Below are 11,972 nucleotides of genomic sequence, written 5' to 3'. Positions count from 1 at the left end.
CATGCTCGGGGGTTGGGTGCGTATCGCAGATCACGCCGTGTGGGACCGGGGTTTTCCAGTGAAGTACCTCTTGGTGAAGGAGGACGATCACGGCGTGGAACAGCTCTGGGGGAGGTGCGCGGGCGCCGAAGGACTGTTCGCCGACCCCGTCCCGCCGCCACGGGAGGTTCTCACCCTCCGCGGATGCCGCCCCGACGGCCTCCTGAGCAAGGTTCTGGCTGAGCCCGATGCGTCGCTGCGCGGTCTGGGCGACGTGTGCGTCGAGGTCTGGAACGACGAGAACCCCGTGCAGTGGTGGACGCTCGTCGATGCCGTCGTGGTGGCCCATCAGCCCTACTCGGCCGATCCGGCGCGGTACGACATCGTGCTCGGCGCCGGCGTCAGAAACGAGGAAGGCTTCTTCGAACTGCCTGCGGCGCCGCGCTTCGAGCTCTTCGCGGGAACGACAGTCGTTGCGGCAAAGGCAGGCCGGTGCTCCGCCGTGGACGGCCTGTTCAAAGCGCGAGTGGAACCAGCTCCCGTTCCGCTGCAGCTCATCGGCTGCGAGCCTGCGGAGCCCCTGCTCGCGGCGCTGCGGCGGCCCCGTCGATGGGAGCGGGACTGGGCCTACCTCCTGGTGCTGGACCGTCATGGTGCTGTGATGGCCTCCCGCCCCGTGGGCCTGGCCATTACCGGAGCGCGACCATCCGTGCTCGGCGGCACGCTCGTCGACATCACCCTCACCGATGGCGGCGACGACCGGCCACCGCTGGCGGCCCGCCCGATCTGGTCGGAGTGGCACCAGGGCCCGCCGACAGAGCCCAACCTGTGGGCGCCGTACGACTCACAGGGCAGGGCCGCATGGTTGGACCTCACCACACGTGCCTGGCGGGCGCCCGCGCTCCACCCGGACCGGTCCGGCGGTGAGCACCATCTCGACGGCCGATTCGTCACGGACGTTTCCGGGCTGCACTGCGCGGTCGCCGAGGCCCTGCTCGGGCCCGGCCGCTATTTCGGCCGGGAGTGGAACGCGCTCAAGGACTGTCTGGGCGGTGGCTTCGGGGTGGCCCCTCCCTTCACCTTGACCTGGCACGACTCCGAGATCGCGCGCCGCGCGCTTCGGGACGTCGTGGGGGATCCGGAGGACGGGCTCTCCTACTTCGAGGACGTCGTGCGGCTCCTCGAACGGTGCGGCGTCACGGTCGTGCTGCGGTGAGCCCGCATGCGACCGAGCGAATACGGCTCCTGGAGGCTGAGGTGTCTTCAGCACCCGCTGTTGGCGCCACAACGCATAGTGCCCTGTTCAGTCGATCCGCGTGCCTGTGCGTGACATGTGGCCGGCCGGTCCTGGCCAGGGCGTACCGATCAGGTGTCGAAGGTGATGTCGAGGCGGGAGGAGTAGCCCGTACCGTGCGCGCTTCCGCCGGACTCCGTCGGTGACTGCGACGGCCCGGACGGCCAGACGTGCACGGCTCTCCAGTCGAAACCGTCCTGTTCGGCCCGCTCCACCGTGAAGGTGACAGGCTGACCGTCGGTCAGGGTGCGGAAGCCCTCGGCCTGAACGGCCGAGTAGTGGGCCCACACGTGGTGGTCCGGCAGGGTGGGCGTCACCAGGACACCCCACCCCTCCTCCTCGTGCCACTCACGCACGCGCCCGCTGAGGACGTCGTCGGATGCCGGATCGGACGTGGCTCGGTCGGGCACGCCTTCCTCCCGTGTGTCGATCGTCGATCCGGCCATGGCAGTACCTCTGGTCAGACGGCACGCGACCGGTGCTCATCACCGTAGTGGCACCGTCAGGAAGCACGGAGCAGGGCTTCCGGAGCCGGGCCGTCGTGGTCCGAGAAGAGGGCAGACCACCCGGCACGGGGCCGGGGATCACCGACGAGCAGGCGACCGCCCCGTGGGGGGCGGCATCTCCCCCGGGCGGTCGGCTGCCGTGCCCACATGATCAGTGCACCGCGGCGATCTCCTCCCCCGCCTCCATCGGATGGGTGACGTCCTGGGCCTCGCCACCCCGCCCCAGGTGATTGAAGACCAGGTTGAGCAGGACCGCCGCCACGCAGCCGGTGGATATCCCGGAGTCGAGGACGATCCTCGCGGTCTCCGGGAAGGCGTGGTAGAACTCCGGCGCGGTGATCGGGATGATGCCGACGGCGAGCGAGACCGCGACGATGAGGACGTTGTTGTCCTTGTCGAGGCCGGCCCGGACGAGGGTCTGGATGCCGCTGGCGGCGACCGAGCCGAACAGGACGACGCCGGCGCCGCCCAGCACCGGGCGCGGGACGACCGCGATGAGGGATGCGGCCATCGGGCACAGGCCCATCAGGACCAGGAAGGCGCCGCCGGTGGCGACGACGTAGCGGCTGCGGATCCGGGTCATCGCGACCAGGCCGATGTTCTGGGCGAAGGCGCTGCACATGAAGCCGTTGAAGAGCGGGCTGAGCGCCGAGCCGAGGGTGTCGGCGCGCAGGCCGGCCGCGATGGTCCGCTCGTCGGCCGGGCGGTCGACGATCTCGCCGAGGGCGAGCATGTCGGCGGTCGACTCGGTCATGGAGACGACCATGACCACACACAGCGAGAGGATCGCGGCGAGCTGGAACTGCGGGGCGCCGAAGTGGAACGGTGTCGGGAAGCCGACGACGGCCGCGTCCGCGACCGGGCCGAAGTCGGTGGCGCCGAAGGGGACGGCGACGAGGGTGCCTGCGACCAGGCCGAGCAGGACGGCGATCTGCTTGACGAAGCCGCTGGTGAAGCGGCGCAGCAGGAGCACGATCAGCAGGGTGGCGCCGGCCAGGCCGAGGTTGGTGCCGGAACCGTAGTCGTCCGCCGCGGGGCTGGAGCCTTGTGCCCAGCCGAAGGCGACCGGCAGCAGGGAGACGCCGATCAGCGTGATCACCGTACCGGTGACGACGGGTGGGAAGAAGCGGACCGCCTTGCAGAAGACGGGTGCGGCGAGGAAGCCCAGCAGACCGGCGACGATCACCGCGCCGAAGATGACCGGCAGGGCGTCCGACTTGTCGTCGGTGGCGGCGACGATCGCGGTCATGGGGGCGACGCCGGCGAAGGTGACGCCGTTGACGAAGGGCAGCCGGGCGCCGATCTTCCAGATGCCCAGCGTCTGCAGGAAGGTGGCGAGGCCCGCGGTGAACAGGCAGGCGCCGGTCAGGAAGGTCAGGTCGGTGGCGGACAGGCCGATGGCCGCGCCGACGATCAGGGGTGGGGCGACGACTCCCGCGTACATGGCGGCCACGTGTTGCAGACCCGTGGTGGCCATCTTGAGGACGGGGAGCTTCTCGTCGACGGGGTGGGGTGACTGAGCGGACACTGCGGCTCTCCTCCGGTCGGTGGCACGTCGGCTCTGACGTGGGTGCAGGGAGGTGGTGCGCCGGCCGTGCGGGACCGGAGAGGACGGGACGGTGACCGTTCCGGGGCGCGCGTGCGCGCCCCGGAGCCGGCCGCCGTGGACTCCGCTGGAGTCCACGGACACCGGTCGGGAGCCGTCCCTCCCGACCGGAGCTCAAGTGCCCTGTGACGGCGCCGGGTTACCGGTCGGCGATCCGGGCCAGTCGCCGTGCCTCGTCGCGTGTGACCCGGGCGATCGCGTCCTCGTCGGCCGTCAGCAGCCGGTTGTCCTCGACGATCTGACGGCCGTTCACGAAGGACGCGGTGACCGGTGCGGCGGCGCCGAACACCAGGGCGGTGACCGGGTCGGCGATGGAGGCGTGGGCGAGAGTATCCAGCTTCCACAGCACCAGGTCGGCGAGCTTGCCCGGCTCCAGGGAGCCGATCTCGGCGGCCCGGCCGAGCACCTGGGCGCCGCCGTGGGTGCCGAGGCGCAGCGCCTGTCGGGCGTTCAGCGCGGCCTCCCGGTGCGCGCCGAGCCGGTTGATCAGCAGGGCGTTGCGCAGTTCGGTGTGGAGTTCGCCGGACTCGTTGGAGGCGGTGCCGTCGACGCCGAGGCCGACGGGGACTCCGGCGGCGAGCATGTCGGGCACGCGGGCGATGCCGGCCGCGAGACGGGCGTTGGACGAGGGGCAGTGGGCGACACCGGTCTTCGTGCGGGCGAAGGCGTCGATGTCGGAGTCGTTCATGTGGACGCAGTGCGCCATCCACACGTCCTCGCCGAGCCAGCCGGTGGACTCGAAGTAGTCGGTCGGGCCCATGCCGAACAGTTCGTGGCAGAACTTCTCCTCCTCGACCGTCTCCGAGCCGTGGGTGTGCAGCCGGACCCCGAGGCGGCGGGCCAGCTCGGCACCTTCGCGGAGGAGTTCGGTGGAGACGGAGAACGGCGAGCAGGGGGCGACCGCGACCTGGGTCATCGCGTCGAAGGAGGTGTCGTGGTGCTGCCGGACGGTGTCCTCGGTGGCGGCGAGCGCGCCCTGAAGCGTCTCCACGGCGAAGTCCGGGGGCAGGCCGCCGTCCTTGACGCTGCGGTCCATGGAACCGCGGGCCAGGGTGAAGCGGACGCCCATGTCGCGGGCGGCGCGGATGATCGCGCCGGACAGGTCGCCGGAGCCCTGCGGGAAGACGTAGTGGTGGTCCATCGCGGTGGTGACGCCGCCGCGGGCCATCATCGCCAGTGATCCCTGGGCGGCCGCGTGGACCATCGGCTCGTCGATGCGCGCCCAGGTGGGGTAGAGCGCGACGAGCCAGTCGAAGAGGTTGTGGTCGGTGGCCAGGCCCCGGGTGATCCACTGGTAGAAGTGGTGGTGGGTGTTGACCAGGCCGGGGGTGACGAGGTGCCCGGTGGCGTCGATCCGGCGTACGACGTCCGTCAGGCCCTCGGGGGCCTTGCCCGCGCCGAGCGACTCGATGCGGTTGTCCGCGATGACGACGTGCCCGACGGCGTACTCGGTGTCGTTCGCGTCCACCGTCGCGATCGCCGCGTTCTCGATGACGATGCGCTGGGCTGCTGCCATGATTCGTCCTTTGCGCTTCAGGTGGAGTGGGCACGGCAGGACCCGTGGGGATTTGAGTGCCGTTGCCGGCGGAGTACCCGCCGGCAACGGGTGCCGATGTTCCGGTGTGGCTTACAGGTTGGTCATGTCGACCGGGATGAGCTGTTCGGCGCCGTCCCGCAGGATGGTGGCCTCGATCAGGCCGTAGGGGCGGTCGGCGGCGTAGTAGACCGCGCCGTCCTTGGCCTCGTTGTCGATCCCGAAGGGCGACAGGTCCGAGCGGAAGTGGTGCTTGTTGGGCATCGAGAAGCGGATCTCGTCCACCTCGTCGCGGGTGTTGAGCACCCGCACGCCCATCTCGAAGAGGGTCTGCTGGAGCGAGTACGAGTAGGTCTCGGCGAACGCCTGGAGCGCGTGCTTGCGTACGCCGTTGTAGGAGCGGTCCCAGTCGGGGGCGTGCGAGTCGACGCCGTCCCAGTTGTGCCGCCACCAGGTGGAGACGGTGGTGGCGAGGATGCGGTCGTGGTCCTCCTGGAGGGTCGTGTACTTGTCCTTCAGGAAGCCCCAGAACTCGGAGTTGGTCGTGTTCAGGACGGTGAGGTCCTTGAACCCGGACAGCACCTGGATGCCGTGCCCGTCGTAGGTGATCTGCGCGACGCGGGTCTCCTGGCCTTTGCGGACGAAGGAATGGGCGATCTCGTCGGCGCCGACGAATCGGGCGCCGCCCTGGGAGGTCTCGATCCGCTCCCAGGCGTACTCCTCGACGCGGATACGGGCCCGGTGGATGGGCTCGTTGTCGTCCACGAAGTGTCGGGCGAGCTTGACGCCGAAGTCCTCGGCGCTCCGGATGCCGTGCTCCTTGGCGAAGGCGTACACCGTGTTCTTGGTGGTGTCGGTCGGCAGGACGTTGGCGTTGGAACCGCTGCGGTGGACCTCCTCCATGTCGCCGGAGAGGGCGACGGAGACGTTCAGGTCCTTGATGTGGTGCGTGTCGCCGTCACGCGTGATCTTGACGACGCGGTTCTCCGCCTTGCCGTACTGGTTCTGTCCCAGGACGAAGCGGGTCATGGTGTCGGTCAGCTCCCTCGGTAAACGGAGTAGCCGAACGGGTTGAGCAGCAGCGGAACGTGGTAGTGCTCGCCGGGCACCACCGCGAAGGCGATGGTGACCTCGGGGAAGAACACCGGCCGGTCGTTCTCGCTGTCCCGAAGCGCGGGGGCGTCCTGCTGGGCCGCGGCTTGCTTCTTGGTGAAGTACGTCTCGGTGTCGAAGGCGAGGCGTACGTGGGTGGTTCCCTCCGGCAGGGCCGGCAGGTCCTTGCACCGCCCGTCCGCGTCGGTCGCGGAGCCGCCGAGCGGCCGCCAGTCCCCTTCCCGCCCGTCATGGGCGGACCGCCCGGAGCGGGCGCTGAGGTGGACGGCGACGCCTTCGGCGGGGCGGCCGAGGCTGGTGTCCAGGATGTGGGTGGACACCGAAGCGGTGGTGCTGGTGCTCATGGGGTCAGGCTTCCTCTTCGACGAGCCGGGCCAGACGGATCCGGTTGATCTTGCCCAGCTCGGTGCGGACGATCTCCCGCTCCTGCTCCGGCGCGTTCCCGATGCGCTCCTTGACCGCGTCGCGCATCTCCTCGGCGGTCCGGCCGGTGGCGCAGATCAGGAAGACGTGGCCGAACCTCTCCTGGTAGGCGAGGTTGAGTTCCAGCATCTCCTCCTTGAGCCGCTCGGAGGCGCCGGCCATGCCGCGCTGTTCGCGGGCAGAGGCCGGGTCGCCGGGTTTCGGCCGGCCGATCGGCGGGTGCCCCGCCATGGCCTCGGCCAGGTCCGCCGGGGTCAGCTCGGCCATGGCGGCGTCGCTCGCGGCGTACAGGGCGTCGGCGGTGGCGTAGGGGCGGGCGGTGAGCAGCCGGCCGGCCCAGGCGGTGGAGGCACACGCCTCGTGGAGGGCGGCGGCGGCCGCGGTGTCCTCCAGGTCGTTGAACCGGGCCAGGCCCGGGGGCGTGGAAGTCGAAGTCACGGGGGCCTCCGTGGCCGTTTCGGCCTTCGTGCTGAACGGGCTGCGGTCAGCTAACGCCCCGTCGCGACCCCACGTCAACACTTTGTTGAAAATTCGGGGTGACAAACGCGTTGCCGGTCCGCCGCACGGCCACCCCGCCCGGTCGGCCGGCCGTCGATCAGCCCTCTTTCTGGCGGTTGAGGTAGTTGTAGACCGTGAAGCGGCTGACGCCGAGGGCGCTCGCCACGGTCTCCACACCGTGCCGGACGGAGAAGGCGCCGCGCGCCTCCAGCGTCCGCACGACCTCCTGCTTGGCCTTGCGGTCCAGGTCGGAGAGCGGCTTGCCCCGCCTGCGCTCCATGGCGGCCAGGATGTGGTCCAGGGAGTCGGCGAGCTGCGGCAGGCGCACCGCGACGACGTCCGCACCCGCCCAGGCGAGCACCACGTCCTCGGGGCCGGCCTCGTCGGGCGGGAGCAGCTCCCCGCCCATGGCGTCGACCAGCGGTTTGACCGCCGCGATGAAGGACTCCTCCCCGGTGCCGGTCACTCGCCCTCCTCTATGACGTTCACCTGGAGGGACACACGGGTGGCGCCGGCCTCCAGGCTCTTGCGCAGCAATGCGTCCACCGCGCCGAGGACCGCGTCGGCGCGCCCCTCGGCGGTGTTGCCGAACGGGCCGACGTCCACCGCGTCCAGCTCGGCCGCCTCGACGACCTCACGGGCCACCACCGCGTGCGCGGGCGCCTCGTCCAGGTCGAAGGGTTCGGTCGTGAACTCCACTCTCAATCGCACTCGCTCAACCTAACGCGCGACACGCCCCACGGGGCAGCCCCGGAGGGCGCGGACCGTCGGCACCGTCCGGGACCCCTTGACAAGCCGCGAGCACCGACGGCAGTCTTCCATTAAGCAGAAACTAACTTCCGTAATACGGAATACACCACGGAAGGGAGCGCGGGATCCATGGGATTCGCAGACCAGCGCTTCAACGTCAACCTGTCGATCCTCTTCACGGAACTCCCGCTCCTGGAGCGCCCGGCGGCAGCCGCCGCGGCCGGCTTCACCGCGGTCGAGCTGTGGTGGCCCTGGACCGACACCCCCACCCCGGAGCGCTCCGAGCCGGCCGCGCTGAAGAAGGCCGTCGAGGACGCGGGCGTCCAGCTCACCGGCCTGAACTTCTACGCCGGCCGGCTGCCCGGACCGGACCGCGGGGCCCTCTCCGTCCCCGGCGAGGAGTCCGAGCGATTCCGCGCCAACATCGACGTGGCCGCCGACTTCGCGCAGTCGCTGGGCTGCACGGCGCTCAACGCGCTGTACGGCAACCGCGTCGAGGGCGTGGACCCGGCCGAGCAGGACGCGCTCGCCCTGGAGAACCTGGTGCTCGCCGCGCGCGCCGCGGACCGGATCGGCGCGATCCTGCTGATCGAGGCGCTGAACAAGCCCGAGTCACCGCTGTACCCGCTGGTGTCGGCCCCGGCCGCCGTCGGGATCGTCGACAAGGTCAACGCGGCGAGCGGACTCGGCAACGCCCGCTTCCTCATGGACCTCTACCACCTGTCCATGAACGGCGAGGACCTGCCCGCGGTGATCGACGCGTACGCGCCGAAGACCGGCCACGTCCAGATCGCCGACAACCCGGGACGCGGCGCCCCCGGCACCGGCTCCCTCCCCCTGGAGAAGCTGCTCGACCGGCTCGCCGAGGCGGGCTACGACGGCTGGGTCGGGCTGGAGTACAAGCCGGGCGACCGCCCGAGCGCCGACGCCTTCGAGTGGCTGTCCCGCTGACCCCCTGTATGTGAGAGGCACCCCTATGAGCACCGACAACCTTCCCAAGATCGCATGGATCGGCCTCGGCATCATGGGCTCCCCCATGTCCGAGAACCTGATCAAGGCGGGCTACTCCGTCACCGGTTACACCCTGGAGCGGGACAAGCTGGACCGGCTGGCCGCCGCGGGAGGCACCGCGGCCGGCTCGATCGCCGAGGCCGTGCGGGACGCCGACGTCGTCATCACGATGGTGCCCGCCTCCCCGCAGGTCGAGGCCATCGCCTACGGCCCCGACGGCATCCTGGCCAACGCCCGGCCCGGCACCCTGCTGATCGACATGTCCTCGATCACCCCGCAGACCTCCGTCGACCTGGCGAAGGCCGCGTCGGACCAGGGCATCCGCGTCCTGGACGCCCCGGTGTCCGGCGGTGAGGCGGGCGCCGTCGAGGCCGTGCTGTCCATCATGGTCGGCGGCGAGCAGGCCGACTTCGACGCCGCCGAGCCGATCTTCGAGGCGCTGGGCCGGACGATCGTGCTGTGCGGTCCGCACGGCTCGGGCCAGACCGTGAAGGCCGCCAACCAGCTGATCGTCGCCGTGAACATCCAGGCGTGCGCCGAGGCCGTCGTCTTCCTGGAGAAGTCCGGCGTGGACCTCAAGGCCGCGCTGGACGTCCTCAACGGTGGGCTGGCCGGCTCCACCGTGCTGACCCGCAAGAAGGACAACTTCCTCAACCGCGACTTCAAGCCGGGCTTCCGCATCGACCTGCACCACAAGGACATGGGCATCGTCACCGACGCCGCCCGCACCGTCGGCGCGGCCCTGCCGGTGGGCGCGACGGTCGCCCAGCTGGTGGCGTCGCTGCGCGCCCAGGGCGACGGCGGCCTGGACCACTCGGCCCTGCTGCGGGCCGTGGAACGCCTGTCCGGCGCCCAGGTCTGACCGCCCCTCCCCCCGACTTCCGGGCGGCGCCGCCGCTGACATTGTCCTGTCGCGCCCAGGCGGCGGCGCCGCCCGGAATCCCCTTCAACAAAACGTTGACGCTCCGATCGCCCACTCCTAGGCTCCACGAAGCGGAAACACATTTCCGCTGACTCCCGCACGGAAGGTCCTCGATGTCGAAGCGCGTGCTCACCACCGAGTCCGGCGCCCCCGTCGCCGACAACCAGAACTCCGCCACCGCCGGCGTCGGCGGCCCGCTCCTCCTCCAGGACCAGCACCTGCTGGAGAAGCTCGCCCGGTTCAACCGCGAGCGCATCCCGGAGCGCGTGGTGCACGCCCGCGGCTCCGGCGCTTACGGACACTTCGAGGTGACCGACGACGTCACCGGCTTCACCCACGCCGACTTCCTCGGCGAGGTCGGCCGGCGCACCGAGGTGTTCCTGCGGTTCTCGACCGTGGCGGACAGCCTCGGCGGGGCGGACGCGGTCCGCGACCCGCGCGGCTTCGCCGTGAAGTTCTACACCCGCGAGGGCAACTACGACCTCGTCGGCAACAACACCCCGGTGTTCTTCATCAAGGACCCGATCAAGTTCCCCGACTTCATCCACTCGCAGAAGCGCGACCCCTTCACGGGCCGTCAGGAACCGGACAACGTCTGGGACTTCTGGGCCCACGCCCCCGAGGCCACGCACCAGGTGACCTGGCTGATGGGCGACCGCGGCATCCCGGCGTCGTACCGGCACATGAACGGCTACGGCTCGCACACCTACCAGTGGACGAACGCCGACGGCGAGGCGTTCTTCGTCAAGTACCACTTCAAGACCGACCAGGGCATCCGCTGCCTGTCCGCCGAGCAGGCCGCCGAACTCGCGGGCCAGGACCCCACCTCGCACCAGACCGACCTGCTCCAGGCCATCGAGCGGGGCGTGCGCCCCTCGTGGACCCTGTACGTCCAGCTCATGCCGGCGGCCGAGGCGGCGGACTACCGCTTCAACCCGTTCGACCTGACGAAGGTCTGGCCGCACCGGGACCACCCGCTGCGGCGCGTCGGCCGCCTCGTCCTCGACCGCAACCCGGACAACGTGTTCGCCGAGGTCGAGCAGGCCGCGTTCTCCCCGAACAACTTCGTGCCGGGCATCGGCCCCTCGCCGGACAAGATGCTCCAGGGCCGCCTGTTCGCCTACGCCGACGCACACCGCTACCGGCTGGGCGTCAACCACACGCTGCTGGCGGTCAACGCGCCGAAGGCCGTGCCGGGCGGCGCCGCCAACTACGGCCGGGACGGCTACATGGCGGTCAACGGCCAGGGCCGGCACGCCAGGAACTACGAGCCGAACTCCTACGACGGCCCGGTCGAGACCGGCCGCCCGCTGTCCGCCCCGCTGGCGGTGACCGGCCACACCGGCACCCACGAGGCGCCGCAGCACACCAAGGACGACGACTTCTTCCAGGCGGGTGAGCTGTACCGGCTGATGTCCGCGGACGAGAGGTCCCGCCTGGTCGCGAACATCGCGGGCAGCCTGTCCCAGGTCTCCCGCAACGACGTGATCGAGAAGAACCTGGCCCACTTCCACGCCGCCGACCCCGAGTACGGGCGGCGTGTCGAGGAGGCGGTCCGCGCCCTGCGCGAGGACTGAACCCCCTGACGGCGTCCGGGACTTGACGGGGAGGTCAAGCCCGGACGCGCCCGACCCGCCACCGCCGAGCGATCCGGATGAGGGGTGATCGCGCGGTACGGCGGGCAAGGTGAGGACCGCGGCGGCGTGCGAGCCAGTGCGGTGGTCAAGGACCCGGGCCCCCTTCTCGACCTGAGGGAAGGCGCCCCGGATCCGTCGCCACCGCCGCGGTCCCAGCCCACCGACCCCGTCCGGTGGCGCGAACGTACTGACTCGCGCCCAGCCTCGCGCCATCGGACGGTCATACGACACCGAGCGCTCCCGAGCCGGCCGGACACCGGCGAGGGAGCGCTCCGCGCTGTCCGCCCGCACCTCGCAGGGAACCGCACCTCGCAGCGAACCGCTCCTCGCGGGGGCGAACCTCGCAGGGAACCGCTCCTCGCTGGAAGTATCCAGTGGTTGCCTCCGTGGGCTTGCCGGGATGAGGGTCCAGCCCCCGTGACGGCGCCGTCGCAGCCGCGGGACAGCGCCCACGGCATACGCCGGGGAGCGTAGGGATCGTGCGTAGAGCCGGTACGCCAACCTCAAATGAAGCTCTGAAGACGCGTCGGGGGGCTTCAACCGGGGCCGGTGCAGGGCACATTGTTCTCGTGCGGGGCCCGCCGGCACGGGGGCGGCGGGCCACCGCGAGCCGCTCGGCACGATGCGGACCCCGGAGCGTCCAACGGGGGCGTGCGAGCGGGGGAACGCCGAAGGGGAGGGGAGAAAGAAGGGGGGGGG

General features: G+C 70.8%; 12 protein-coding genes. 4 read left to right on the top strand and 8 right to left on the bottom strand.

From position 1 onward, the window contains the following. Nucleotides 1-94 precede the first annotated feature (94 nt). The gene (locus AC3ET3_RS14285) at nucleotides 95-1,195 is read left to right on the top strand and encodes a barstar family protein (RefSeq protein ID WP_432137064.1); all 1,101 of its coding nucleotides are present in this window, start codon (nucleotides 95-97) and stop codon (nucleotides 1,193-1,195) included. 149 nt (nucleotides 1,196-1,344) lie between these two features. On the opposite strand, the gene AC3ET3_RS14280 is transcribed toward AC3ET3_RS14285, so the two are convergent. The 8 genes from AC3ET3_RS14280 to AC3ET3_RS14245 form a co-directional block, all read right to left on the bottom strand. Further along, nucleotides 1,345-1,719, bottom strand: coding sequence for a cold-shock protein (locus tag AC3ET3_RS14280; RefSeq protein ID WP_432137063.1), 375 nt, complete (start codon nucleotides 1,717-1,719; stop codon nucleotides 1,345-1,347). A gap of 211 nt (nucleotides 1,720-1,930) precedes the next feature. Then, on the bottom strand, nucleotides 1,931-3,307 hold the full coding sequence (locus AC3ET3_RS14275) for a nucleobase:cation symporter-2 family protein (RefSeq protein WP_432156468.1): 1,377 nt from the start codon (nucleotides 3,305-3,307) through the stop codon (nucleotides 1,931-1,933). A gap of 217 nt (nucleotides 3,308-3,524) precedes the next feature. Next, the gene (locus AC3ET3_RS14270; RefSeq protein ID WP_432137061.1) at nucleotides 3,525-4,901 is read right to left on the bottom strand and encodes an 8-oxoguanine deaminase; all 1,377 of its coding nucleotides are present in this window, start codon (nucleotides 4,899-4,901) and stop codon (nucleotides 3,525-3,527) included. 111 nt (nucleotides 4,902-5,012) lie between these two features. Next, nucleotides 5,013-5,948, bottom strand: a complete 936-nt coding sequence (gene pucL, locus AC3ET3_RS14265; protein WP_432137060.1) for a factor-independent urate hydroxylase — start codon at nucleotides 5,946-5,948, stop codon at nucleotides 5,013-5,015. A gap of 8 nt (nucleotides 5,949-5,956) precedes the next feature. Beyond that, nucleotides 5,957-6,376 carry a hydroxyisourate hydrolase gene (gene uraH, locus AC3ET3_RS14260; protein WP_432137059.1) on the bottom strand — a complete coding sequence of 140 codons (420 nt, stop codon included), beginning with the start codon at nucleotides 6,374-6,376 and terminating at the stop codon, nucleotides 5,957-5,959. Between the two features lie 4 nt (nucleotides 6,377-6,380). Then, nucleotides 6,381-6,893 (bottom strand): 2-oxo-4-hydroxy-4-carboxy-5-ureidoimidazoline decarboxylase, encoded by a 513-nt coding sequence (uraD, locus tag AC3ET3_RS14255; RefSeq protein ID WP_435612246.1) that lies wholly within the window; start codon nucleotides 6,891-6,893, stop codon nucleotides 6,381-6,383. A 157-nt stretch (nucleotides 6,894-7,050) separates the two neighbouring features. Then, nucleotides 7,051-7,419, bottom strand: a complete 369-nt coding sequence (locus AC3ET3_RS14250) for a helix-turn-helix domain-containing protein (RefSeq protein ID WP_432137057.1) — start codon at nucleotides 7,417-7,419, stop codon at nucleotides 7,051-7,053. Next, nucleotides 7,416-7,664 (bottom strand): YkoF family thiamine-binding protein, encoded by a 249-nt coding sequence (locus tag AC3ET3_RS14245; RefSeq protein ID WP_432137056.1) that lies wholly within the window; start codon nucleotides 7,662-7,664, stop codon nucleotides 7,416-7,418. Before AC3ET3_RS14245 ends, AC3ET3_RS14250 begins: the two co-directional genes overlap by 4 nt. Before the next feature lie 168 nt (nucleotides 7,665-7,832). Between AC3ET3_RS14245 and AC3ET3_RS14240 the strand changes: the two genes are divergently transcribed. From AC3ET3_RS14240 to AC3ET3_RS14230, 3 genes are all read left to right on the top strand, one after another. Next, entirely contained in the window at nucleotides 7,833-8,654 is an 822-nt protein-coding gene (locus AC3ET3_RS14240; RefSeq protein ID WP_432137055.1) for a TIM barrel protein, read from the top strand. 25 nt (nucleotides 8,655-8,679) lie between these two features. Beyond that, the gene (locus AC3ET3_RS14235) at nucleotides 8,680-9,576 is read left to right on the top strand and encodes a 2-hydroxy-3-oxopropionate reductase (RefSeq protein WP_432137054.1); all 897 of its coding nucleotides are present in this window, start codon (nucleotides 8,680-8,682) and stop codon (nucleotides 9,574-9,576) included. A 173-nt stretch (nucleotides 9,577-9,749) separates the two neighbouring features. Continuing rightward, a complete protein-coding gene (locus AC3ET3_RS14230; RefSeq protein WP_432156470.1) occupies nucleotides 9,750-11,213 on the top strand; it encodes a catalase in 1,464 nt (487 codons plus the stop codon). Nucleotides 11,214-11,972: the final 759 nt, after the last annotated feature.

It is taken from the genome of Streptomyces sp. bgisy159 (genome assembly GCF_057707805.1).
Note: the sequence above shows the minus strand (reverse complement) of the source record. Positions and strands in the feature narration are given on the sequence as shown.